The 24,651-nt window shown below is 73.4% G+C and carries 21 protein-coding genes; 13 read left to right on the top strand and 8 right to left on the bottom strand.

Going from position 1 to position 24,651, the window contains the following annotated elements; genetic code table 11:
- Positions 1-112 precede the first annotated feature (112 nt).
- Both ACIBBH_RS40275 and ACIBBH_RS40270 read left to right on the top strand, forming a co-directional pair.
- Positions 113-544, top strand: coding sequence for a helix-turn-helix transcriptional regulator (locus ACIBBH_RS40275; protein ID WP_399413632.1), 432 nt, complete (start codon positions 113-115; stop codon positions 542-544).
- Positions 545-602: 58 nt separating this feature from the next.
- Positions 603-1,043 (top strand): VOC family protein, encoded by a 441-nt coding sequence (locus ACIBBH_RS40270; protein WP_399413630.1) that lies wholly within the window; start codon positions 603-605, stop codon positions 1,041-1,043.
- 332 nt (positions 1,044-1,375) lie between these two features.
- Here the strand turns inward: ACIBBH_RS40270 and cseC are convergent, their stop codons facing one another.
- From cseC to ACIBBH_RS40245, 5 genes are all read right to left on the bottom strand, one after another.
- Positions 1,376-2,719: a two-component system sensor histidine kinase CseC gene (gene cseC / locus ACIBBH_RS40265; protein WP_399413628.1), complete on the bottom strand. Its 1,344-nt coding sequence runs from the start codon at positions 2,717-2,719 to the stop codon at positions 1,376-1,378.
- Between the two features lie 13 nt (positions 2,720-2,732).
- Complete coding sequence (gene cseB, locus ACIBBH_RS40260; RefSeq protein ID WP_399413626.1) at positions 2,733-3,437, bottom strand: two-component system response regulator CseB; 705 nt, start codon at positions 3,435-3,437, stop codon at positions 2,733-2,735.
- Positions 3,438-3,506: 69 nt separating this feature from the next.
- Positions 3,507-4,166 carry a hypothetical protein gene (locus tag ACIBBH_RS40255; protein WP_399413624.1) on the bottom strand — a complete coding sequence of 220 codons (660 nt, stop codon included), beginning with the start codon at positions 4,164-4,166 and terminating at the stop codon, positions 3,507-3,509.
- Positions 4,154-4,693, bottom strand: coding sequence for a SigE family RNA polymerase sigma factor (locus tag ACIBBH_RS40250; RefSeq protein ID WP_399413621.1), 540 nt, complete (start codon positions 4,691-4,693; stop codon positions 4,154-4,156). Before ACIBBH_RS40250 ends, ACIBBH_RS40255 begins: the two co-directional genes overlap by 13 nt.
- A gap of 248 nt (positions 4,694-4,941) precedes the next feature.
- Positions 4,942-5,817 carry an A/G-specific adenine glycosylase gene (locus ACIBBH_RS40245; RefSeq protein ID WP_399413619.1) on the bottom strand — a complete coding sequence of 292 codons (876 nt, stop codon included), beginning with the start codon at positions 5,815-5,817 and terminating at the stop codon, positions 4,942-4,944.
- Positions 5,818-6,037: 220 nt separating this feature from the next.
- Between ACIBBH_RS40245 and ACIBBH_RS40240 the strand changes: the two genes are divergently transcribed.
- Positions 6,038-6,859: a hypothetical protein gene (locus tag ACIBBH_RS40240; RefSeq protein ID WP_399413617.1), complete on the top strand. Its 822-nt coding sequence runs from the start codon at positions 6,038-6,040 to the stop codon at positions 6,857-6,859.
- A 135-nt stretch (positions 6,860-6,994) separates the two neighbouring features.
- Here the strand turns inward: ACIBBH_RS40240 and disA are convergent, their stop codons facing one another.
- Both disA and radA read right to left on the bottom strand, forming a co-directional pair.
- A complete protein-coding gene (gene disA, locus ACIBBH_RS40235; RefSeq protein WP_399413615.1) occupies positions 6,995-8,119 on the bottom strand; it encodes a DNA integrity scanning diadenylate cyclase DisA in 1,125 nt (374 codons plus the stop codon).
- An 81-nt stretch (positions 8,120-8,200) separates the two neighbouring features.
- The gene (radA, locus tag ACIBBH_RS40230) at positions 8,201-9,610 is read right to left on the bottom strand and encodes a DNA repair protein RadA (RefSeq protein ID WP_399413613.1); all 1,410 of its coding nucleotides are present in this window, start codon (positions 9,608-9,610) and stop codon (positions 8,201-8,203) included.
- Positions 9,611-9,782: 172 nt separating this feature from the next.
- On the opposite strand from radA, the gene ACIBBH_RS40225 reads away from it, so the two are divergent.
- The 7 genes from ACIBBH_RS40225 (at position 9,783) to ACIBBH_RS40195 (ending at position 21,037) form a co-directional block, all read left to right on the top strand.
- Positions 9,783-10,238, top strand: coding sequence for a hypothetical protein (locus ACIBBH_RS40225; RefSeq protein WP_399413611.1), 456 nt, complete (start codon positions 9,783-9,785; stop codon positions 10,236-10,238).
- Complete coding sequence (locus tag ACIBBH_RS40220) at positions 10,235-11,266, top strand: hypothetical protein (protein WP_399413609.1); 1,032 nt, start codon at positions 10,235-10,237, stop codon at positions 11,264-11,266. Before ACIBBH_RS40225 ends, ACIBBH_RS40220 begins: the two co-directional genes overlap by 4 nt.
- On the top strand, positions 11,263-12,348 hold the full coding sequence (locus tag ACIBBH_RS40215) for an AAA family ATPase (protein WP_399413607.1): 1,086 nt from the start codon (positions 11,263-11,265) through the stop codon (positions 12,346-12,348). Before ACIBBH_RS40220 ends, ACIBBH_RS40215 begins: the two co-directional genes overlap by 4 nt.
- Positions 12,349-12,366: 18 nt before the next feature.
- Positions 12,367-14,319 (top strand): hypothetical protein, encoded by a 1,953-nt coding sequence (locus ACIBBH_RS40210; protein WP_399413604.1) that lies wholly within the window; start codon positions 12,367-12,369, stop codon positions 14,317-14,319.
- Positions 14,316-15,623 (top strand): hypothetical protein, encoded by a 1,308-nt coding sequence (locus ACIBBH_RS40205; protein WP_399413602.1) that lies wholly within the window; start codon positions 14,316-14,318, stop codon positions 15,621-15,623. Before ACIBBH_RS40210 ends, ACIBBH_RS40205 begins: the two co-directional genes overlap by 4 nt.
- Positions 15,620-19,216 carry a tetratricopeptide repeat protein gene (locus ACIBBH_RS40200; RefSeq protein ID WP_399413600.1) on the top strand — a complete coding sequence of 1,199 codons (3,597 nt, stop codon included), beginning with the start codon at positions 15,620-15,622 and terminating at the stop codon, positions 19,214-19,216. The genes ACIBBH_RS40205 and ACIBBH_RS40200 overlap by 4 nt, the downstream gene beginning before the upstream one ends.
- Before the next feature lie 126 nt (positions 19,217-19,342).
- Positions 19,343-21,037, top strand: a complete 1,695-nt coding sequence (locus tag ACIBBH_RS40195; protein ID WP_399413598.1) for a hypothetical protein — start codon at positions 19,343-19,345, stop codon at positions 21,035-21,037.
- Positions 21,038-21,211: 174 nt separating this feature from the next.
- Here ACIBBH_RS40195 and ACIBBH_RS40190 read toward each other — a convergent pair whose 3' ends face one another.
- Entirely contained in the window at positions 21,212-22,093 is an 882-nt protein-coding gene (locus ACIBBH_RS40190; protein ID WP_399413596.1) for a hypothetical protein, read from the bottom strand.
- 71 nt (positions 22,094-22,164) lie between these two features.
- Between ACIBBH_RS40190 and ACIBBH_RS40185 the strand changes: the two genes are divergently transcribed.
- From ACIBBH_RS40185 to ACIBBH_RS40175, 3 genes are all read left to right on the top strand, one after another.
- The gene (locus ACIBBH_RS40185) at positions 22,165-23,097 is read left to right on the top strand and encodes a Ppx/GppA family phosphatase (protein ID WP_399413594.1); all 933 of its coding nucleotides are present in this window, start codon (positions 22,165-22,167) and stop codon (positions 23,095-23,097) included.
- Positions 23,098-23,184: 87 nt separating this feature from the next.
- The gene (locus ACIBBH_RS40180) at positions 23,185-23,997 is read left to right on the top strand and encodes a sugar phosphate isomerase/epimerase family protein (RefSeq protein WP_399413592.1); all 813 of its coding nucleotides are present in this window, start codon (positions 23,185-23,187) and stop codon (positions 23,995-23,997) included.
- Entirely contained in the window at positions 23,994-24,602 is a 609-nt protein-coding gene (locus ACIBBH_RS40175) for a TetR family transcriptional regulator (RefSeq protein ID WP_399413590.1), read from the top strand. Before ACIBBH_RS40180 ends, ACIBBH_RS40175 begins: the two co-directional genes overlap by 4 nt.
- The last annotated feature ends 49 nt before the right edge of the window (positions 24,603-24,651 follow it).

Raw genomic sequence — 24,651 nt, 5'->3', positions numbered from 1 at the left:
CGGACAGAACAACGCGAAGACAGCCCAGCAGGGCGTCAGTCAGTGCCCGGGTCACGACCACCGGAACCCGAGTATCAGCATCAATGTCAGTGCCCCGTGCCACCATCGCCGTATGGACAAGCTGCGCCAGTTGCGCCTGGCCAAGGACGCCATGGACCGCGACTGGGTCGATCCCGGGCTCGACCTGGACGCGGTGGCCGCGCACGCCGGGTACTCGCGCTACCACTTCATACGGGCCTTCAAGGCGGCGTACGGCGAGACGCCCGGCCAGTACCTGACGCACCGCCGCATCGAGCGGGCGGAGGAGATGCTGCGCACCGCCAACCTGTCGGTGACCGAGATCTGCCACCTGGTGGGCTTCAGCAGCCTGGGCACCTTCTCGTCCCGGTTCAAGACGTGGACCGGGCTGACCCCCAGCGAGTACCGGGCGAAGCACGTGGGGCGCGGAGCCGCTCTCATACCGGGGTGCTACGCCATGCTGTGGGCGGGAGGGTTCCGCAAGGGCCCCGGCGGCGCACAGCGCAATTCCGGAGAAGCGGGCTGAGGCCGCGCCTGCCTACGGTGGCCGGGCAGAAGCCGATCGCCGTGGACAGGAGCGCGTCATGATCAAGGGACTCAAGATCTCTACCGTCTGGGTACTGGACCAGGACCGGGCCAAGGAGTTCTACACCGGGAAGCTGGGCCTGGAGGTCCGCACGGACCTGACCATGGGTGACGGCGGTATGCGCTGGCTGACCGTGGGCGCCGGGAGCCAGCCCGACGTCGAGCTCACCCTGATGGTGCCGGGCCCGCCCGCGATGGACCCCGAGTCCGCCGAGATGGTGAGGAAGCTGGTGGCCAAGGGGGTGCTCGGTGCCGGTGTGCTGACCACCGACGACATCCACGGCGACTACAAGAAGCTCAAGGAGCGCGGTGTGGAGTTCCTGCAGGAGCCACAGGAGCGTCCGTACGGCACGGAGGCGCTGTTCCGGGACGACTCCGGGAACTGGTTCTCCTTCACCCAGCCCCGTGAGGGCGACCTCGACATGTCGAAGGAATGGTGAGGCTGGGCCCCGCCTGGGAGTTCAGCGCCCCGTAGCCAGGTTCGCCCCGCCCGTCACGTTCAGGGCCACGCCGGTCACGAAGGTGTTCGCGGCCGGCATGGGGAGGGCCCGGGCGATGTCCTCGGGCCGGCCGACCCGGCCCACGGGGGCCGTGGCCGCGAGCCCGTCGAAGACCTGCCGAGCCCTGCGGGGACGTGTTCCGCCGGAGAGCCCCGGGTGAGGACCTGGGGCGCGGTCGCTCGGTCATGCCCGGCTGGGCCGCGGCCGCGGCCGCGGCGGGGCGGATCACCGAGTCCCTGCTGCGGTGACGGCCTGTGACACGAGCCGGAGGCCTACGGCAGCATCGGGTAGCTCCCGGTGGCGGTCGGCGCGTGCTCCGGCAGCCACAGCACCGCCACCGCCCCCTCCGCCGGGACGTGCTCCGGCGTGCCCGCCGGCCGGATGTTGCGGAAGGTCAGCCGGGCGCCCAGCACCCGGGCCTGCCCGGCCGCGATCGTCAGGCCGAGGCCGTGGCCCTGCCCGGCGCGGTCCCTGCTGCCGGTGCGGAAGCGGCTCGGCCCCTCCGCGAGCAGTTCCTCGGGGAACCCCGGCCCGTGGTCGCGGACCCGGATGACCCGGCCCTCGACGGTGACCTCGATCGGCGGTTTGCCGTGCCGGGCGGCATTGGCCAGCAGGTTGAACAGCACCCGCTCCAGCCGCCGGGGGTCCGTCGTCACCTCCGACTCGTGCACCACGCGCACGGCGACGTCCGGGTCCTTGGCGGCCACCCGCCGGGCGACGAACTCGCCCAGCATGATGTCCTGCAGCTCGGCCCGCTCCGAGGCGCCGTCGAGCCGGGCGACCTCCAGGACGTCCTCGACCAGGGTCCGCATGGCCTTGGCCCGGTCCAGCACCAGCTCGGTCGGCCGGCCCGGCGGCAGCAGCTCGGCCGCCGTCAGCAGGCCGGTCACCGGGGTGCGCAACTCGTGCGCGATGTCGGCGGTGACCCGGCGCTCGGCCTCCAGCCGCTGCTGCAGCGCGTCCGCCATGGCGTCCACCGCGCGCGCGAGGTCGTCGGTCTCGTCCCGTACGACCCCGCCGATGGCGTCCCGCACCCGTACGTCCGGCTCGCCCTGGGCGACCTGGTTCGCAGCGGCCGCCGCCTTGCGCAGCCGGCCCGAGAGCTGCCCGCCGATGAGCACGCCGAGCGCGCTGCCGCCGAGGACGACCGCGATGGAGCCGATGACCAGGGCCTGGTCGAGGTCGTTCATCACGTCCGTGCTGCGGTCGGTGAAGCGGGTGTGCAGGGACAGCACGTGCCCGTCCTTCATCGGCACGGCCGCCCAGATGTCCGGTGCGCTGCCGCCGTGGTCCGTCACGTACGTCGCCCGGCGGCCGTCCTCGACCTTCTCCTGCAGCGCCGGCGGCAGCTTCGGGTCGTCGATCTCGGCGTCGGGGAAGTTCGTGTGCCGGTTCAGGACGTAGTTCCGCTCGGGGATCTGCAGCCGATCCAGGGCCAGGTCACGCGCGTTGTCCAGCATCGACACCCGGGCGGCGTTGTGCACGACCAGGCTGAGCGCGATCGCCACCAGCGCGCCGACCAGCGCGATCGCCGCACTGAGCTTCCATCTGAGCCCCGTGCGCAGACCCGCGCGTCCCACGCGCCCCCTGACCCGGCGCCGAATGATCCCCCGCATGCCCCTGCTCCGCTCAGGCCTTCAGCTTGTAGCCGAAGCCGCGGACCGTCTCGATCCGGTCTTGGCCGATTTTCGTCCGCAGCCGCTGCACATGGACGTCGACGACGCGGGTGTCCCCGCCCCAGCCGTAGTCCCACACCCGCTCCAGGAGCTTGTCGCGCGAGAGCACCGTCCCCGGCGCCGAGGAGAACTCCAGGAGCAGCCGCATCTCGGTGGGCGTCAGCGCCACCGGCTGCCCGGCCCGGCGCACCTCCATGCCCTCGGTGTCGATCGCCAGTTCGCCGAAGGTCAGCAGGCCGCCGTCCACCGAGGAGCCGGAGTCCTCCGCCCGGTCCCCGCCGCCGGCGTGCCCGAAGCGGCGCAGCACCGCGCGGATCCGGGCGACCAGCACGGCCCCGTCGAACGGCTTGGTCACGTAGTCGTCGGCGCCCGCCTCCAGGCCCAGGACGACGTCGATGGAGTCGGCGCGCGCCGACAGCATGATCACCGGCACCGTCGACTCGTCGCGGATGCGGCGGCACAGGCTGACCCCGTCCAGGCCCGGGACCATGACGTCCAGCAGCGCGATGTCGGGCCGGTTCGCCCGGAACGCCTCCAGGCCCGACAGTCCGTCGGGCATGGCGGTCACCGCGAAGCCGTCCCGCTCCAGGGCGAGCTGCGTGGCCTCGCGGATGACGTCGTCGTCCTCGACGAACAGGACGTGGGTCTGGTCTGCCATCCGGGTGCTCTCAGTCTTCGTGTGGATGTCGTGCTCTCGAACAGGTAACGCATGGCGTGGCGGACCGGTTCACTCAGGGGCCGGCACCAGTGTCGCGTCGCCCCCGGCAGCGTTGCCGTAGTCGGTGTGGTGGAAGTCCTCCTGGACGAAGCGTCCGGCGGCCCAGCTGTACGTGATCACGTTCTCGCCGGACGGGTTCGACACCGGGTCGCCCCGCTCGTACACCTGCTTCGTCACGATCAGGTCGCCCCGGTCGATCTCCGCGTAGACCGGGGACTCCTCCGCCTTGAACACATCCTCGTACCTGCCGCTCTGCGCGCGGTACACATAGGCGCCGACACCCACGGCGTCACCGCACGTCAGCACATTGACGACGACGTCCTCGACGCTGCCGCCGGTGAGGTTGCCGTAGGTCACGTCGACCGGGTACCCGTCGCCGTCGGAGCACGGCTTGAGGTCCCGCTTGACCGCGGCCGAGACCTTCGGATCGTTCTTGACGAGCGCGACCGCGTCCACCTGCCGGTAGGTGTCGGAAGGGCTGGGCGCGGGGGAGACCCGCGTACCCGCCACCGAATCGGCGTGCGCCGGGCCCTCGTCCCGGGCGCCGGTGCCGCCGGTGGCGCAGGCGGCGGCGAAAAGGCTGAGGGTGGCGAGCACGGCCGCCGCCGTGATCACCGCCTGCAAGCTCAGTCGGGCCCGGCTGGGCCCGGCCCCGGTCAGGCCGCGCAACGCTCCCGCTCCTCACGCTCCAGCGCGCGTGCGTCCAGATCGCGGGCCTCCAGCTCCTCGCGGAGCCGGGCGAGCGCCCGGTGCAGCGTGCTCTTGACCGTTCCGGCCGACATGCCCAGGGCCGCGGCCGTCTCCTCCGTGGACATCTGCTCCCAGTGTCGCAGCACCACGACACTGCGCTGCTTCGGAGCGAGCACCTTCAGGATGTCCATCAGCAGCGCCCGGTCCGCGTGCTGCTCGGTGGAGTCCTCCACGGACGCGTCCGGCAGCTGCTCGGTGGGGACCTCCTCCAGCTTGCGGGCCCGCCACCACTCGGTCCGCGTGTTGATCATCACCCGGCGCAGATAGGCGTCCGCGAGCCGCTTGTCCGCGATGCCCTCCCAGCGGCCGTACGTCCGTACCAGCGCGGTCTGCAGCAGGTCCTGGGCGTCGACCGGGTCCGGCACCAGCCGCCGGGCGCTGCGCAGCAGCGCGTCCTGCCGGGTGCGGACGTACTCCTCGAACTCGAGCACCTCGCCCTGCGCCATGATCAACCGCCTCCGTTCCCCGTTGTCCTTCTCGGCTCTTCGTGCCGGGAATGAAGCTACGGAGGGGTTGTCACGGGGTTGTCCGAGGCAGCCTGCGGGTAGCAATCGGCTGTCCGTCGGTTGTGTAACGGAAGTAGGTACGGGGTAAAGGAGCCGACCAAATCACTCCGGTAGGAGGTGATTTGGCGGGTGGCGGGGACCGTCACACGGCCCCCGCCTCTGTGATGTACCTGTGCGCCGGCTGGACCTCAGCCCAGCGGCAGCCGGTACAGACCCCCCGCCAGCGGCTCCACCAGACCGTCCGCGACGAGCCCGTCCAGGGCACGGGCCCGCTGCACCGGCTCGTGCCACACCCGGTCCAGCACCGCCTGCGGCACGGGGGCGTGCGCCTCGCGCAGCACGGCGAGGAGCTTGCCGCGCACCTGGCGGTCCGTACCGGCGTACGTCTGCCCGCGGCGCGGCGGCCCCGCGTGCTCCGGCTTGCCCGCCAGCCGCCAGGCGCACTGCGCGGCGATCGGGCAGCGCTGGCAGCCCTCGTTCTTCGCCGTGCACACCAGCGCGCCCAGCTCCATGGAGGCGGCGGCCCAGCGGGCGGCGGTCCTGTCGTCCTGGGGCAGCAGGGAACGGGCGAGTTTGCGCTCGGCGGCCGTGGTGGCGTTCGGCGGGTACTGCACACCCGTGACCGCCCGGGCGAAGACCCGGCGCACATTGGTGTCGAGCACCGCGTGCCGCTGCCCGTACGCGAAGGAGGCCACCGCCGCCGCCGTGTACTCGCCGATGCCGGGCAGCGCGAGCAGCTGCGCGTGGTCCGTCGGTACGTCCCCGCCGTGCCGTTCCGTTATGGCGACCGCGGCGCCGTGCAGACGCAGGGCGCGCCGCGGGTAGCCGAGCCGCCCCCAGGCGCGGACCGCCTCACCGGGGGCCTCCTTGGCGAGGTCCGCGGGGCGCGGCCAGCGGGCCAGCCACTCCTCGTAGACCGGCAGCACGCGGCTGACCGGCGTCTGCTGCAGCATGAACTCGCTGACCATCACGCCCCAGGGGCCCGCCTCCGGGCGGCGCCAGGGGAGGTCACGGGCGTGGATGTCGAACCAGGCGATCACGGGGGCGTGGAGCTTCTCAGTCATGGCACCTCCGATCCTGCCACGGGTTGGTTGCGTCCGGTTTGCGGCTTGCCCCGGGCGGGGTGCACCGGGTTGACGCGGGGCCCGGATGGAACCGGAAGAGGGGCGAAGGCGGAACCGTGGCCCCTGTGCGGGCAGTTACCGGAATGATGATCCGGAAAAGTTGTGTTCCGGGCGGCGGGTGGCGCGAGCAGGCGCCGGGATCTCTCGTACAGTTTGCGCCGTGGGATCTCTGCGCAATCCGGTCGGGCCGCTTCCCTCCTCCATCTACTGGCGACGGAGGGTCGTACTGCTGTCGGTGGTCGCCCTGTTGGCGCTGCTGATCATCTGGATAGCCACGTCGGGCGGCGGGGGCGGCAAGAACGGCGCCGGTGGGCCCGACGGCAAGAATCCCGCGTCCACGATCACTCCGGGGCCGACGGAATCCTCCGGGCCCGCGATCAGCCAACACCCGGGCGGGCGGGACGAGTCGGGGGGCGGGGACTCCAGCGGGAGCGGGGCCGGCGGGTCGTCCGGATCGGGGGACGGTGCGGGGTCCGGGGGGTCCGGCACATCGGGCGGGAGCGGTTCTTCGGGATCGGGTTCCGGGTCCGGTGGCGGCAGCGTCGGTACGGGGGACACGCTCCCGGCGTCCTCCACGCTGCCCAACTGCACCGCCGGCACGGCCACGTTGAGCCTGCGCAGTGTTCACAACTCCTACTCGCCGGACCAGACGCCCGCCTTCGAACTCACCGCGAAGAACACGTCCGGGAGCGACTGCAAGATCGATCTCGGGCCGAAGAAGGCGGTGTTGACGATCACGCAGGCCGACGACAGCGACGACTACTGGTCCTCGGCCGACTGCCCCAAGGGGGCGGCGAGCCTGGTCTTCCGGGTGCCCGCGGGCAGCGCGATCACCTACACCGTGCGGTGGGACCGCAAGCCGAGCGCCCCGGAGTGCGCCACGCCGCCGGCGGGGTCGGCCAAGGCCGGCACGTATCTGGTGGAGGCGAAGGCCACGGGGTTCGCGACGGCGCAGACGTCGTTCGTGCTGTCGGCCGACTAGGGAGTCGACGCGATGGGGGCACCGCCCGCGCGAGCGAAGCCGAGCGTGGGGGAGGGCGTGCCGAGCCCCGCGTCTGCTGCATGATCCGCCGGACACACGCCCTGGACACCGGCCGGGATCGCCGGCGGGCCGATCTCAGACGTAGCGCTCCAGGATCGACGACTCCGCCAGCCGCGACAGACCCTCCCGCACGCTGCGCGCCCGCGCCTCGCCCACGCCGTCCACCGTCTGGAGATCGTCCACGCTCGCGGCGAGCAGCTTCTGCAGGCCGCCGAAGTGCTCCACCAGGCGGTCGATGATCGCGCCGGGAAGCCGGGGGACCTTGGCCAGGAGGCGGAAGCCGCGCGGTGACACCGCGGTGTCGAGGTTCTCGGGGGAGCCGGTGTAGCCGAGGGCACGGGCGACCGTGGGCATCTCCAGGAGCTCGGCGTGCGAGAGGGCGTCCAGCTCGTGGAGGGCCTCGTCGACCGTGCGGGAACGCTTGGCGGTCGGCTCGGGGACGTAGTCCCGGACGACCAGCTCGCGCTCCGGTTCCACGCCCGCGATCAACTCGTCGAGCTGGAGGGCGAGGAGACGCCCGTCGGTGCCCAGTTCGACCACGTATTCCGCGATTTCGGTCGCGATGCGGCGCACCATCTCCAGGCGCTGCGCGACGGCGGACACGTCCCGGACCGTGACCAGGTCCTCGATCTCCAGCGCCGACAGCGTGCCCGCGACCTCGTCCAGGCGGAGCTTGTACCGCTCCAGGGTGGCCAGCGCCTGGTTCGCGCGGGACAGGATCGCCGCGGAGTCCTCCAGGACGCGGCGCTGCCCGTCCACGTACAGGGCGATCAGCCGCATGGACTGGGACACGGAGACGACCGGGAAGCCGACCTGCTTGCTGACCCGGTCCGCCGTACGGTGCCGGGTGCCCGTCTCCTCCGTCGGGATCGTCGGGTCGGGCACCAGCTGCACGCCCGCCCGCAGGATCTTCGACAGGTCGGAGGAGACCACGATGCCGCCGTCGAGCTTGCACAGCTCACGCAGCCGCGTCGCCGTGAACTCGACGTCCAGCACGAAACCGCCCGTGCACATCGTCTCGACCGTCTTGTCGGAGCCGAGCACGATGAGTCCGCCGGTGTTGCCGCGCAGCACCCGCTCGAGGCCGTCGCGCAGGGCCGTGCCGGGAGCCACCGCGCTCAGCGCGGCGCGCATCAGGCCGTCGGCACCGGAACTCCCACCGGACTTTCCGGGAGCTGCCGCCCGGTCGTTGGCTGCCACTGCACTCCTCCGGTCACAGGTTCTTGGGCGCTCCCGTTTCGCGCACTCGGTTCGTACGGACGGGCGAGACCAGGGCAAAGTCTACCGGCGGTCCTCCACGTCCCGTGGGGCCTCTCGGCGACGGGAGCGGGGAAGGACCCGCAGCGCGTCCCCTATGTCGGCGACTTCCAGCACCTTCATCCCGTCCGGGACCCTGCCGGGATCGCCCGGTACCAGGGCGTGCGTGAAGCCCAGCCGGTGCGCCTCGGAGAGCCTGCGCTGCACGCCCGTGACCCGTCTGACCTCGCCCGCGAGGCCGACCTCGCCGATGGCGACGAGATTCTTCGGCAGCGGGGTGTCGCTGGCGGCGGAGGCCAGGGCGAGGGCGACGGCGAGGTCGGCGGCCGGCTCGGACAGCTTCACGCCGCCGACCGTCGCGGAGTAGATGTCCCGCTTGCCGAGGGCGCTGATCCGCCCGCGCTGCTCCAGCACCGCGAGCATCATCGAGACGCGGGAGGTCTCCAGGCCGGAGGTGGTCCGCCGCGGGGAGGGGATCTGCGAGTCGACGGTGAGCGCCTGCACCTCCGCCACCAGCGGCCGGCGGCCCTCCAGGGTCACGGTCAGACAGGTGCCGGGGACCGGTTCGGCACGACGGGTCAGGAAAAGTCCGCTCGGGTCGGTGAGGCCCGTGATGCCCTCGTCGTGCAGTTCGAAGCAGCCCACCTCGTCCGTGGCGCCGTACCGGTTCTTGACGCCCCGTACGAGGCGGAGCCGGGCGTGCCGGTCGCCCTCGAAGTGCAGCACGACGTCCACCAGGTGCTCCAGCAGCCGGGGTCCGGCGATGGCCCCGTCCTTGGTGACATGGCCCACCAGCAGCGTGGACATGCCGCGTTCCTTGGAGGCGCGGATGAGGGCCCCGGCCACCTCCCGCACCTGGGCCATGCCGCCGGGCGCGCCGTCGATCTCGGGCGAGGCGACCGTCTGCACGGAGTCGAGGATCAGCAGCGACGGCTTCACCGCGTCCAAATGCCCGAGCACGGCCGCCAGATCGGTCTCGGCGGCGAGATACAGATGGTCGTCGATGGCGTTGATCCGGTCGGCGCGCAGCCGCACCTGGCTCGCCGACTCCTCACCCGTCACGTACAGGGTGCGGTGCTCGTCACTCGCCGACTTGGCCGCCACGTCCAGCAGCAGCGTCGACTTGCCCACCCCCGGCTCCCCCGCGACCAGCACCACCGCCCCCGGCACCAGCCCGCCTCCGAGCACCCGGTCCAGCTCGGGCACCCCGGTCGGGCGCGCGGTCGCCTGCCGCCCGTCGACCTGCCCGATCGGCAGCGCGGAACTGGTGACCCGCCCCGGCGCCGTCGTCCGCACCGCGGGCGCGCCGTACTCCTCCACCGTCCCCCACGCCTGGCACTCGGGACAACGGCCGAGCCACTTGGCCGTCTGCCAGCCGCATTCGGTGCAGCGGTAGGACGGGCGGTCCTTGGTGGTCTTGGTACGGGCAGCCATGCGGAAACCGTAACCGAGCCCACTGACAATGCCGCGGGACGCCGGGCGGGTGTGGAGAGTTGGGGCAAGAGGCCTTCCCGGCGCGGTGGATCTCCGTACAATCAGCGCTTGTCCAACCACGGCGCGTGACGTCGTGGAATGGCCGCACCGCGGGGGGCAGGGGGGTGGGCCGATGTCCGGGGACGACCCGGTCGAGCTGGCGCGGAACGTGTACGGGGGACTCGTCGACCGCGCGCTGACCACGTACGACGAAGCCGTCCACGCCGACCCGGGGCACGACCGCGCGGCCCAGGTCGCCCGCCGGATCGAAGCGGTCTTCCAAGAGCATCCCGAGTACCGCGGGGTGGCCATCCGCGTCACCGGCGCCGCCGACGGACCCGGCATCGGCATCAGCAGCCGAGCCCGGGTGCGGGAGGCCCTCGGGCCCGCCGGGGCAGAGGCGCCCGGGCGCGGGGGCGGCACGGACTGGGGCGCCGGCGACCGCGCCGCGCTGACCGGCACCTCCACGCAGTACCGGATCCTGCTGTTCGTCTGCCCCACCTGCGGCGGAGGCGCGGCGCGCGCGTACTACGACGCCGGAGACCTCCCGCGCTGCGCCGCGCACGGAACGATGGAGCTGGTCCGATGAAGCTCGGTTCCTCGATGCAGCCGCCCGCCGGTCTCGGGGCCGGGAGGCGGTTCTTCCTGGTGGGCTACCTGCCGACGTACGCGGCGGTCTTCTTCCTCGCCCTGCTGTTCTGGGCGGGCGCGCGCGGCTGGCACCCCCCAGCCGGCGGCCGGCTCCGTTTCTCACGGGCCTGGACCACGGCCGCCGCGCTGGGCGTGGGGGAGACGGTCCTCCTCGTGCTGGGCGTCACCCTCCTCGCCGTCCTCCTCGCCCCGCTGCAGACCTCGCTGGGCCGCCTGCTCGAGGGAGCCTGGCCGGACCGGCTGGGACGGGCCCACCGGGTACGCGCTCGGCAGCTGCGCCGCAAGGAGTCCTGGGAGCGGCGGGCGGCACTGCCCGCCGTCGTCCTCCTGCCCCCGGGCACAGCGGGCTCCGGGCCGCCGCCCACACCCGCCGTCTCCGCGGACGTCGTGCAGCGCGCGGGCGTCGCGGGTACCGAACTGCGCCGCCGCTACCCCCTGCGCGACCACCTCATCCGCCCCACCGCGCTGGGCAACGCGCTGGCCGCCGCAGAGGACACCGCGGGCCGGGCGTTCGGGTACGACGCCGTGGTGGCCTGGCCCCGGCTCTACCCCCTGCTGGGCGAGCAGACCCGCACGGTCGTCGACGACCGCCGGGACACCGTGGACGCGGCGGCCAGGATGGCGGTGACCACCGCCGCCACGGCCCTGGCCGCCGCGGTCGTCCTGATGCGGACCGGCTGGTGGCTGGCGCTCGCACTCGTCCCCCTGCTCGTGTCGTGGGTGGCGTACCGGGGGGCGGTGCAGGCGGCCTTCGCGTACGGCGAGTCCGTCCACGTCGCCTTCGACCTGCACCGGTTCGCCCTGCTGGAGGCCCTCGGCGGCCGCCTGCCCGACGCTCCCGAGGACGAACGGAAGACCGCCGGGGCGTGGTGCGACCTCTGGCGTCAGGGCGTGCCGCTGCCGGCCGGCTTCCGCTACACCGCGCACCGGGATCCGAGTACAACCGGGGGACAGGGACAGCCATGACGGACGCGAACGACGTGCGCAACGACTGTGGCCACGGCACGGGTGAAGACAGTGCTTGGGCCGGCCAGAACACCATCGAGCACACCGCGGAGCACGACGCGGACGCCGCTCAGGACGCCGAGCAGGAGGCCGCGGCCCTCGCCACCGTGCTGCCCTACTCACTGATCGTCGGCCAGGACGAGCTGCGCAGCGCGCTGGAGATCGCGTACGTCTGCCCGGCCGTCGGCGGCGTCCTGGCCACCGGGCAGCGCGGCACCGCCAAGACGACCACCGTGCGCGCCTTCACCAAGATGGCGGTGGGCGGCCTGCCCGTGACGATGCCGATCGGTGCCACGGACGACCGGGTGCTCGGCGGCTGGCGGATCAAGGAACTGATGCGGGGCAAGCCCCGGAAGTCGGACGGCCTGCTCGTCCAGGCGTCCAAGTCCAAGGCCCGGATGCTGTACGTCGACGAGATCAACCTGCTCGACGACTACCTGGTCAACATCATCCTGGACGCGGCTTCCACGGGCATCCTCGCGCTGGAGCGCGACCACCGGTCGGAACAGACGCAGCACGTGGAGTTCACCCTGGTCGGGACCATGAACCCGGACGAGGGCGGACTGCGGCCCCAACTCCTCGACCGGTTCGGGCTCGTGGCCGCGGTCGAGTCCGAATCCGAGGCCCGGCAGCGGCAGCGCATCGTGGAGACGGTGCTCAGGTTCGAGGTCGAACGGGGCGATCCCGGCTCGCGGTTCATGGCGGAAGCGGCGCGAGCCGACGCCGAGAAGCGGGCCGCCCTCGACGCGGCACGCCACCGCCTCGCCGACGTCGAGTGCGGAACCGCCGTCTACGCCGGCTGCGCCGCACTCGCCGAAGGCTTCCAACTCGCCGGGCACCGCGGCGAGATCGTCCTGTTGCGCGCCGCACGGGCGCTCGCCGCGATCGAAGGCGCCCCCGACGTGACTCTGCGCCACCTCGCCGACGTGGCCAAACCGGCCCTCTTCCACCGCCGTGGGCGGGGCGACACGGGCACCTTGCCACTGTGGGGTGAGGACGACGACGCACAGGTGCGGGAGCTGCTCTCGGACATCCAGGGCTGATCCATGCAGGAGCGACCCATGGACGGCCGGCCCGAGCCGGACGGCGAGAAGCCCTCGCCGCCGTACGCCGTGCCCGCCCCGGCCGACCGCGCCGCGGCCCCGCCCGCCGGCGCCCCCCGAGCGGGTTCCGCCCTCCTCGGCACCCCGGGCGGCACGGCGCCCGGCGCCGCCGGGCCCCCGCCCCTTCCGGTCACCCGGGCCCTGACCCTGCTGGCCTGTCTGGCCACGGAACCGGGCGCGGGCGGCCTGCTCTTCCTGGACCTCGACCCGGAACTCCTGCCCGCCCTGGGCGCCTGGCTGGCCGCGCACCTGGGCACCGGCGCGGACCTCCGCACCCTGGGCTCCTGGCTGGGCGAGGACGAGCTGTGGCTGCGTCCCCGCCTCGACGCCCACGGGCTGCGCCTCCTGCCGGGCCTGCTCGTGGAGGAACCCGGTGACCCGCCTCCGGTGCTGCTCGTCCCCGACCTCGGCCAGGCCGGCCCCGCCGTCGTGCGCGCCGCCGTGACGCTGCTCGGCGCCGAGGCGGGGCACGTGGAGATGCACGGACACAGTCTTCGCTGGCACCCGCGGGCCCGCTGGCTGGCGGCCGTCGACCGCGCCGAGGCCACGCGGCTCTCCCCGCACCTGCTGGACCGCTTCCCGCTGCGGGTCGAGGCGGAACAGCTGAACGACGCCCTGTGGGGGCTGGGCACCGACCGGTTCTGGGATCTGCCCGCCGAGCGCGACGGCCTCGTCCGGGCGCTCCCGTCCCTCCCGCACACACCGGCGGACGGGCCCCGCCCCCTGCTGACGCCGGGCGCCGCTGAACGGGTGGCCGCCCTGGTCACCGCGGTGACGGGCATGCGGCGCGGCCTGGCCCTCGCCCGAGTCGCCCGCGCCCTCGCCGCCCGCGCGGGCGCACATCGCACCGAGGTGCGGCACGTCATGGAGGCCGCCGCCCTGCTCGGCATCACGGCCCCGCACATTCCGTTCGAACCGCGCGAGGAACCCGCGCCCCGCCCGCACCTCACCCCTGCCGAGCCGCAGCCGTTCCAGGAGCCGCAGCCGCCCGTGGCCCCTCCGACGCCCATCCCCGTGACCGAGCCGGAGCCGCCGCTCCCGCTGGCCCCGACCCCGGTGGCCCCGCGTGTGCCGCCGGAGCCTGCCCCGTACCCAGAGGACTCCCCGGACGCCCTGCCCCAGCCGGGCTCCCTGCGCCCGCCGGGCCGCCGCCGCACCGTGGCCAAGCGGCTGAACGGCCGCCCGGTCGGGACGATGCGGGCCCGTGACGTCCACGACCTCGCCCTGGTGCCGAGCATGGTCGAGGCGGCCAAGTCCAGACTCCTCGCCGCGGACCCGCAGGACCGTCCGCTCACCCTGCGGGCGGAAGACCTGCGGCAGTACCGCCGCCGCCCGGAACCGGCGCACGCGCTGGTGCTCGTCCTCGACCACTCCTGCCGCGACTGGGATCCCGCGCCCGCGCTCGCTCCGCACCTGCGCTGGGCCTACGAGTCGAACGCGGCGGTGACCGTGGTGGAGTTCGGCCACGGCACCGCCGAACTCGAACTGTGCGCGGAACGCTTCCGGGCGCCCTCACTGCTCCACCCCGGGCTCCTGGAGGCCTTCGAACGGGCGCCGGGCGCCGCCAGTCCGCTCGCCCACGCCCTCGACCTCGGCGTGCACGAACTGCGCCGCTTCCTGCGCCGGGGACGCGCGGTGGTCGACGAGGTGCTGTTCGTCGTCGTCACGGACGGCCGGGGCAACGTACCCCTGGAGGCCAGCCTGCGCGGGCGCCCGCCGAGCGGGGTTCGCCGCGAGGGCGTCGACGACGCCCTCCGCGTCGCGACCACGGCGGCCACGCTGAACCGGATGCGCGCGGTCGTCATCACGCCCGACCTCGACCAGTACGCGGACCTGCCCGCCGAGCTCGCCGAGGTGCTGGGCGCGACGCTCCTCGTCACACCCCGGCGCAGACCGGGGACGCTGTCATGACGTCGGAACCGATGAGCCTGCGCGGCCGGCTGCAGGCGGACCTGGGCAGGCCCGCTCCCGCACAACACGGGCGGCCCGCCGCCTCCCGGGACGAACCCGACGGCGTCCGGAGGTCGTCCGAAACCGCGCTCCTCGACGCCCAGGACGCCCCCCTGTCCGAGCAACTCCCCGCCGGTACGGCCCTGTTACGCGTCAGGAGCAGGACGTACGCGGGCAGGCCCAACTACGAACTGGACTTCCACTACCAGGGAGGGACGAAGAGCGCGAACCGGGACACCGATCTGCGGTTGCGGCGCCCACCCGACCTGGGCCTGCCACGCCTCGCCGAACTGGCGACGGAGATCGGCTGGCGCGACACCTACCGGCGGGTCAAGGGCTGGTGGAAGACGGAGCCGACGCTGATCGACTGGGTCGACTGGCTGGAAAGGGACGAGAATCCCAAGCTGGTGGTCTGGGACCAGACGGCTTACGAGATCCCGTGGGAGCTGATCTACCGTCAGCGGATCGGAGGCGCGGCGGTCGTGAACGCGGCGGACGGCACGGGCGGCTGGATCGGTGCCAAGCTTCCCGTCATCCGCTGGACCACCGTGTGGAACGGCCGCCGCGCCGAGCGGTACGACCCCCCGCGCAAGGACTGCCGCGGCGGCGTACTCGTCTACGAGGACAAGGAGTTCCGCGCCGAGCACGACGGCGTCGGCCGGCACGAGGTCCTGCCCCGGTCTCGTCACATGGAGGAGTTGCGCGCCCGTCTCGAGGACCCGTACACCGCTTTCGGGCTGCTCCTCCTGCGCTGCCACGGCACCTACGCCAAGGACCCCGAGAAGTTCATGCTCGGTGACGTCTCGCTTGCCGCGCTGTCGGACGACTGGGAGATGCCCGCCCTGTACGACACCGGGGCGGCCGTCCTCATCAACTCCTGTGTGTCCGCCCGCACCACCGAGGACCACCGGTACAACGCGGCCGTGCCCTGCACATTCGCCGAGGTCTTCCTCAGATGGGGCGCCGGCGCGGTCATCGCCACACTCGCGGAGGTCAGCAAGGCGGACGCCCACGACTTCGCGGCACGGCTGCTCACCCAGGCGGGAGGCAGACCGGTGAACCTCGCCGAGGCCCTGACGGAGAACCGTGCGTACCACGCCCGCCGGGCCGAAAAGGCCGTCCGACATGGGGGCCCCGGCCGGGTCGACGAGGAGATCCAGGCCTTCTTCGCCGGCTTCACCTACGCCTACTTCGGTCATCCGGAGACCACACTGGCCCTGGAGGCGCCACAGTCGCGGGCATGCGGAGGGGGTGAGGGGGCATGACCGTCCCGGCGGACCGGCCGTCCGTCCCGCTCCGTCCCCTCGTCAGCTGGCCGGAGGAGGTGGAGACCGGACAGAAGTACCTCGTCACCGTCGACGTCGAATTCGACGCGGACAACGACTGCTGGCCGTACGACACCGAGGAGTACGCCATCGGCTGCATGCTCGAGGGCGGCCCCCGTCTCGCCGTCGAGTCGGTCGGCGACACCACCCTCGTCCTCCACCGCTTCGGCGGCACCTACGGCCCGGCCCGCTTCGTCACCTACCCGGTGGGCGACACGGCCCCCGGCCACGACACGGCACTGCTGCTCACGCTGATCACCGCCGGTGGGGTGCCCTTCCGCAGTGAGCGACTGCCGGTGCGGACCTCCCCGGCCGGGCAGCACCCGCCGGGGCCGCAGACCGAGGTGCCGTTGCCGGGACCGGCGGAGCCGGACGGGCCCGGGACCGAGGCGGAGGAGGAGACCGAGGAGGAAGCCGGGACCGTGCTGGTCCTGGCCGGGTCCGACCACCAGCACTCCGCGGTGTCCGCCAGGCTCACCGACCGGCAGTGGACCAGGGACTGCCTGATCGGCACCCTGGCCGGCACCGCACGGCGCGTGGTCCTCATGTCCGTCGACTGGCAGTCACCGCGCTACCGGCGCGAGGTCATGGCGGTCGGCCAGCGCCACGGCGCGTCCCTGGTGGTGTCCATGGTCCACGGGCGCGGTGTGCGGCGGAGGCTGGAGTACGGCGACGTCGTCGTGGCCACCGAGGTCGAACTGCGCAGTGACATCGTCGTGCGGCCCTCCGCGCGCCTGGTGGAGACGGCGCGCGTGGCCATGGGGAGCAGCGCCTACTACGAGCCCGTGCGCCCCGACAGCCGGCGCGACCAGGTCTGCCTCACGACCGCGTACGCCACACCCGCCGCCGAGCACCTCACGATCTGCGCCGTCGGCCGGGCGGCGGTCGACCGTGCCGCGGACGTGCTGAGGTCGGTGCTCGGCACCGACGCCCCGCGCACCGACCGGCTGGCCCTGCCGCACGTGCCCGCGGCCTTCACCGGACGGGATGCGGAGACGGCCTTGCTGCTGAGGATGCTGAACCCCTCCGAGAGGATCTCGACCGAGCGGTTCACCCTGGTGTCCGGCATGCCCGGGATCGGCAAGACCGTACTCGCGGTGGCGGCGGCTCGCGAGGCCGTGGAACGCGGCTGGTTCCCGGGCGGCGCCTACTGGATCCCGCCCGGCCCGGAGGCGGCCGGCGCCGTGGCCCGGTCGGTGGCCCGGCTGCGGGACGGCCAGCGGCCGGTGCTCGTCCTGCACGACGGGGTGACCTGGGCGGAGGCACAGGCCACCTGGGACGGCGTGCCCGCCCGCAGCCGGTTCCACGTCCTGATCACCTCCCGCCCCGCCACGGGGGCCCCCGCCGACCGGCACATGGTGCTGAGGCCGCTGGCCCCCCAGGCCGCGACGGCCCTTCTCGGTGCCGCCGGCCCCGAGAACGAGGAGGCGCAGCGGCTGGCCGCCCTGTGCGGAGGGGTGCCCCTGGCCCTGCGGCTCGCCGCGCACTATCCCGGCACGCTCGCGCAGATGCTCGACCGCGCCGAGTCGGCGGGCGGGATCTTCCATGTCTTCGACGAGCTCAGGAACGCCTTCGACGCCGAGTACGCGAGGCTCTCGCCGGCCCGGCGCACGGCACTGCGGCTGCTGTCCGCGGCGCCGGGTGACGACCTCGGGGCGGAGTCGGTGGCCGTTCTGTTCGCCGGGCACGACGCGGCCGTGCTGGGGCTGCACGGAGCCGGCCTGATCGAGGAGGAGCCCGAGGACCGGCTGCGGGTGGAGACGCTGCCGAAGGAGTACGTCCGTCAGGTGCTCGGCAGGGGCCCGGCCGTCCGGGAGGAGGCGACGAGCGCACGGCGGCGCCTGCTGGCCTTCTGCCTCGACCGGACACGCGAGGCCGTCACGGCCCTGGGCCTGGGCGCCTCTCCCACCGACGACGACCGTCCCGAGGCACGTGAGGACGCACTGGCCTGGCTGGACGGCGAGCGCGACAACCTGGTCGCACAGGCTCTGGAGGCGCCCGGGCACGCCGACGCCGACCAGGTCGCGGACCTCGTGCTGCTCCTGGGCGCCTACCTGAACTGGCGCCGGGACTTCGAGCGCTGCCTGGCCTGCTGTACCACCGCGCTGGAGCAGCCCGTCACCGAGCATCTGCGGGCGCACCTGCTGAACCTGAGCGGCGCCGCGCTGCGCGGGACGGGCCGGCCGGCCGGAGCGGCGCGGGCACACGAGGCGGCACTGACCCTGCACGAGGAACTCGGCGACGCCTGGGGGGCGGCCAAGGCCCACGAGGCCCTCGGTCTGGTGGCGGCCGAGCAGGGAGACTGGGCCAGTGCCCTGGCGGCGCACACCAGGGCACTGGACGGGATGACGCTCGTCGGCGACCGCCGCGGCGAGGCCGCGGCGAACACGGACCTCGGCGTGGCCCTCCTCAAGACGGGCGCGTTCACGGCGGGATTCGAGCACCTGAGCCGGGCCACCGACATCTGCCGCTCGCTCGACGACCGCCCGGGTACGGCACGGGCCCTGCTCATCCGCGCCGAGGCCCTGTACCACTCCGGCGGCATGCAGGACGCCCTCGCACTGGCGGAGGAGGCGGCGCCCCTGTTCGAGGAACTGACCGACCTCTACGGCCAGGCCCGGGTCCTCGAGGTGAGGGCCCGGGTGAACGAGGAGCTGCGCCGCTACACCGAGGCGCGCAAACAGTGGAAAGCGGCCGTGGAGGCGTACCGGCGCGTGGGGGACGCGGAGGGCGCGGCCCGGGCCGTCATGCACTCGTACCGCGTCGGCACCGGTGTGTACCAACGTGAGGCCCAGGTCCTGGTCACGGTGGCGAGCGGGCTGCTGCGGAGCTCCTCCCTCCGCTGGGCCGTCCTCCTGGCCCGCGGCGAGGGATGGGAGACCAGGTGCGAGGGCCGGTCCTCGATCAAGAGCGACGTGCTGCCCCGGGACGTGGCGGAGCCGCTCGGCCGGACGCTGCACGAGGCCGACTCGCCCCATCGTCCGGCCCCGGTCGAGTTCGCCCTGCCCCTCGCGGCCTTCGACCTGGCACCGCACACCTGGCGGAACACCGACTCGCCCCAGCCGCTGGGCTCCCAGCGTCCGGTGACCATCCGCTACGCGGACCGGCGCTCGTGGGGCGGTTCGAACCCGGGATCCGAGGCCTGGCGGAACGTGCAGCGTGCGCAGAGCTTCCTCGCCTGGCACCTCCCGCTCCCCGCCGCGGCGGAGCCGCTGGGCATCCATCCGCGCGGTGGCATCCCCTTCGTGTGCGGCCCGGTCAGCCACGGGCCCGGCCGGGAGATCATGTCGCGCCTGCTGGCAGAGGGCCATGGCGTCGCACTGTGGACGACGGCTCCGCACGCGAAGGAGTGCGGCCCACAGTGCGAGCGGTTGGGGAGCACGGTCCACGCCTTCCTCGGCGGCATCGGTTCCGTCGCGGAGATCCCCCGCGCGCTGTGGTGGCTGCGCGTCCAGGGCCGCGACGAACGGCTCTCGCTGCTCTACGACGATCCGCAGTCGCCCCTGCCCAACTTCCATCGCCCTGCGTACTGATGCCTCACAGCGGCCGCGGAATCCGGGATGCATGTCCCCTTATGAGGGATCGTTTCACCCGTACGGATTAAATGTGCTCAAGCCGCCAGAAGGGATCATCCGCCGCCGCCTACGGTCGCACGGGTGATGAGCAGTCCGGAGACCTCGACCCGCACCACCGGCGCACACAGAGCGCACCGTGAGGCGCGCGATCGTGCTGCGGCGCGCACGTTGGCGCAGCGGCCGCCCGCGCGCTACGAACCGTATCTGGACGGCCTGTTCACCTACTGCCTGTCCGTGCTGTGCGACCACGACGCCGCGACCGCCGCGCTGGGCGACGTCCTTGTGCTCGCCGAGCGGCGCGGTCAGCGGGTGCCTCAGGCGGCGGGCGACCGCAGGGCCTGGCTGTACGCGCTGGCCCGCTGGGCGTGTCTGCGCAAGCTGGCCGAGGCCAAGCAGAAACGTCAGGCCACGCACGCGGCGGGCCGCCCCGGAGCCGAGAAGCGGCGCGTCCCCGCTGCGCCCGTCTCCGAGGAGGTGCAGGAGCAGCGGCGACGCGAACTCGCCCAGCTCGCCTGGCCGGAGGCCGCCGGGACCAGTCCGGAGCAGCGCGAGGCGCTCGAACTCGCCGTGCGCCACCACCTCACCGCCCCCGAGGTCGCCGCCGTCCTCGGCATGGACCCCACCGCGGCCCGCGAGCTGCTGGCCTCCGCCGCCTGCGAGGTGGAGCGCACCCGCGCGGCCCTCGCCGTCGTCGAGACCGGCGGCTGTCCCGGCGTGGCCCGGCTCACCGGCGACCACCAGCTGGTGCTCAGCAGCGCCCTGCGGCGCGAGCTGGTACGGCACGTCGACGACTGCCCGCGCTGCCGCCGCACCGCCGAACGCGCGGTCCCCGGCCGCTGGCCCGGCGCCAGCGTCACGCCCGCCGAGCTGCCCGTCCTGGAGGCGCCCCGCGCGGCCCTGCACGTCGCCCTGGCACACAACCCCCGCGCGCGGGGCATCGCCCTGCCCCGCTTCGACCGGCGCGGCTTCCCCATGGATCCCAAGGACCGCGCCGCCCGCCGGGACCGCATCCGCGCGCGTGCCGTCACCACGACCGTCGTCGCCACCGTCGTCGCCGCCCCGGTGCTGGCCCTGTGGGCCGCCTACCGGGGCACCCCGGCCGGCGATGCCCAGGACGGCCGCGTCGGCACCGCGCGCGAGGCGCACAGCCCCGACGGCCTGGACGGCGAGGCGGCCGGCGGCTACGAGAACGCCGGGAACGCCAGCACCCCCGGCGGCAGCCTCGCCAAGGACGGTTCCTCCGACGTCTCCGTCGAGGTCATCAGCGCCGCTGGGGCCGGGCGGAAGGGGGCGGGACACCTCGCGGTCACGGCCGGCACCCGCGGCGACACCACCCTCGTCACGCTCACCGCCTCCGGCGACTCCCCGGTCCGCTGGTCGGCGTCGACCGCGGCCGACTGGCTCTACCTCAGCCGGTCCTCGGGAACCCTCCGGCCCGGCGAGTCGTTCACGATCAAGGTGTACGTCGACCAGCTGCGCGAGCCCGCCGGTCACTGGACCGCACAGGTGGCGATCGCGCCCGCGGGCGCCGTCGTCTCGATCGACGGCTACGGCACCGCCCCCACCGGCCCCTCGAAACCGGCCGGGCCGCCCCCGACCGCCGCCCCGGACCCGACCCCCACGGCCTCGGCCCCCTCGGACCCCACGCCCTCCGGCCCGCCCCCATCGACCGACCCGACTCCCACCCCGACCGCCCCGTCCTTCCCGCCCGACGACCCCGCGAGCCCGACGGCCCCCCCGACCGCCGAAGGCAACCCGGGCTCCTCGCGCACCCAGTAGGGGCCTGTCCGGCGGATCATGCCGCGGACGCGGGGCTTGGCACGCCCTCCCCCACGCTCGAACCAGCTCGCGCGGGGGCACCCCCATTCGCCCCGCTCACCCGCACTGACCGGGCACCGCCGGTTCCCTGCGCCAGGATCCGCCGGACCGGCCCTGGCAGCAGTGCCGGCCGCCTCAGCCCACAGGACCTGCCGGATCCGCCGGATGCGGAGCCACCAGCGGCAGCTGGGACGCCAGGCGCTGCTCGCACAGCTCGACCAGGCGGTCGTAGCCGGCCTTGCCCATCAGCTCGGTCAGCTCGGCCCGGTAGGAGACGTAGACCGGCTCGCCCGCGCCGTGCGCGGAGGTCGCCGACGTGCACCACCAGTGCAGGTCGTGGCCGCCCGGGCCCCAGCCCCGGCGGTCGTACTCACCGATGGACACCTGCAGCACGCGCGTGTCGTCGGGCCGGTCGATCCAGTCGTACGTCCGCCGGATCGGCAGCTGCCAGCACACGTCCGGCTTGGTCTCCAGCGGCTCGCGGCCCTCGCGAAGCGCCAGGATGTGCAGCGAGCAGCCCATGCCGCCCGCGAAGCCGGGCCGGTTCTGGAAGATGCAGGAGCCCTGGAAGGGGCGGGTCTGGCGAGAGCCGTCCTCGTCCTCCGACACCCAGCCGTGCGCCAGTCCCTCGCCGTGGTTCTGCCAGATGTCCGGCGTGAGCCTCGCCACATGCCCGGCGACCCGCTTCTCGTCGTCCTCGTCGGAGAAGTGGGCACCCAGAGTGCAGCACCCGTCGTCCGCGCGGCCCGCCTGGATGCCCTGGCAGCCGCTGCCGAAGATGCAGTTCCACCGGGAGGTCAGCCATGTCAGATCACACCGGAAGACCTGCTCGTCGTCCGCCGGATCAGGGAACTCCACCCACGCGCGCGCGAAGTCGAGCCCCTTCTCGTCGCTCACCTCGGGGCTCACCTGCGAGCCCCTCTTCGGGGCCTTCTTGGGCTTGGAGGCCTTCGCCTGCGAAGAATCCTTCGATCCCGTGGAGGATTTGCCGGGCTTCGCCTTTTTCGTCTTTGGCACGCATCCAGGGTAAGTGGCCCGGGCCCGCTCCGGGGCCCGAGGACAGCCGCACTGGCAGTAGCGTTCCGTACATGAGACTCGGTGTCCTGGACGTGGGTTCCAACACGGTGCACCTGCTGGTGGTGGACGCACACCCCGGCGCGCGCCCCCTGCCCGCGCATTCGCACAAGGCCGAACTGCGGCTCGCCCAACTCCTCGACGGCGGCGGAGCCATCGGTGCCGAGGGCGTCGACAAACTGGTCGGCGTCGTCCGGGACGCGCTCCAGGCCGCCGAGGACAAGGGCGTCGAGGACCTGCTGCCGTTCGCCACCTCCGCCGTGCGTGAGGCGAGCAACGCCGACGAGGTGCTGGCCCGCGTCCAGGACACCACCGGGGTCGAGCTGCAGGTCCTCACCGGCGAGGAGGAGGCCCGCCTCACCTTCCTCGCCGTCCGCCGCTGGTTCGGCTGGTCGGCCGGAAAGCTGCTGGTCCTGGACATCGGCGGCGGCTCCCTGGAGATCGCCTACGGCATCGACGAGGAACCGGACGCCGCCGTCTCCCTCCCGCTCGGCGCGGGCCGGCTCACCGCGGCCTGGCTGCCCGGTGACCCGCCCGCCCCGGAGGCGATAAGAGCCCTGCGCCGCCATGTACGGACCGAGATCGCCCGTACCGTCGGCGAGTTCAGCCGCTTCGGCGCCCCCGACCACGTGGTCGCCACCTCCAAGACCTTCAAGCAGCTGGCCCGCATCGCCGGAGCCGCCCGCTCGGCCGAGGGCCTGTACGTGCAGCGTGAGCTCAAGCGCGAGTCCCTGGAGGCCTGGGTCCCCCGCCTGGCCGGCATGACCGTCGACCAGCGCGCCGAACTCCCCGGCGTCTCCGACGGCCGCGCCGCCCAGCTCCTCGCCGGCGCGCTGGTGGCCGAGGCGGCGCTGGACCTCTTCGGCGTGGAGAGCGTGGAAATCTGCCCGTGGGCACTGAGGGAGGGCGTGATCCTGCGGCGACTGGACCACATGGGTTCGGCGTAGCCGGCGCAGGGGCCCGCCCCGTGGCGAACACCACAACGGCGAACAGACACCCAACCCCCTGGCAACTGCACCACGTAAGGTATCTCCGTGGCTGAACCAAGGGACGTGCACGTCGCCCTCTCCACGGCCTCCGTGTATCCGGAGTCGACGGCGACGGCCTTCGAGATCGCCGCGCGCCTCGGTTACGACGGCGTCGAGGTCATGGTGTGGACCGACCCGGTCAGCCAGGACATCGAGGCGCTGCGCCGCCTGTCCGACTACCACGGGATACCGATCCTGGCCGTGCACGCGCCCTGCCTGCTGATCACCCAGCGCGTGTGGTCCACCGACCCCTGGGTCAAACTCCAGCGCGCCCGGGCGGCGGCCGAGAAGCTCGGCGCCGGCACCGTCGTCGTACACCCGCCGTTCCGCTGGCAGCGGCAGTACGCCCGTGACTTCGTCACCGGGATCTGGCGCATGGCGAACGAGACGGACGTACGGTTCGCGGTGGAGAACATGTACCCGTGGCGCTACCGCGACCGCGAGATGCTCGCCTACGCCCCCGACTGGGACGTCACCCAGGACGACTACCGGCACTTCACGATCGACCTCAGCCACACGGCGACGGCGCGCACGGACGCCGTCGACATGATCGACCGGATGGGCGACCGGCTCGGCCACGTCCACCTCGCCGACGGCAGGGGGTCGGCGAAGGACGAGCACCTGGTGCCCGGCCGCGGCACCCAGCCCTGCGCCGAGGTGCTGGAGCGGCTCGCGCTCACCGGCTTCGACGGGCATGTCGTCATCGAGGTCAACACCCGGCGCGCGATGTCCAGCGCCGAACGCGAGGCGGATCTGGCGGAGGCCCTGGCCTTCGCGCGCCTGCACCTGGCGTCCGCGGTGAAGGTGCCCCGGCGGTGACCGGGGCGACCGGCGCGCGCCGCCGCGGGCGCCCGCCGCGTACGGAGTCGGCGGACACCCGCGACCGCATCCTGGCCGCGGCCCGCGAGGAGTTCTCCGAGCGCGGCTACGAGAAGACGTCCGTCCGCGGCATCGCCAAGGCCGCCAGCGTCGACTCCGCGCTCGTCCACCACTACTTCGGCACCAAGGAGCAGGTCTTCGAGGCGGCCATCGCGGTCGCCTTCGCGCCCGCCCTGAACGCCCCCGACGCGGTGGCCGCCGGCCCCCTGGACGGGGTGGGGGAGCGGCTGACCCGCTTCGTCTTCGGCGTCTGGGAGAACCCCACCACCCGTACGCCGCTGCTGGCGATCCTGCGCTCCGCCGTCACCAACGACACCGCGGCCGCCGTCTTCCGCCGTCTGGTCGCCACCCAGCTGCTGCGCCGCATCGCCGCCCAGCTCGACCTGCCCGACGCCGAGCTGCGCGCCGAACTCGCGGCGGCGCAGCTGGTGGGGTGCGCGATGATGCGCTACGTGATCAAGCTGGAGCCGCTGGCGTCGGCGGACCTGGAGCAGATCGTGGCGCGGGTGGCGCCGGTGGTGCAGGGGCACCTGACGAACCCCTGACACCAACGGAACGAACCCCTGACACCAACGGATCCTGAAACACGCATCC

This window comes from Streptomyces sp. NPDC051636 (genome assembly GCF_044453765.1).
Taxonomy (GTDB): Bacteria; Actinomycetota; Actinomycetes; order Streptomycetales; family Streptomycetaceae; genus Streptomyces.
This window is presented reverse-complemented; position numbering and strand designations above follow the sequence as displayed.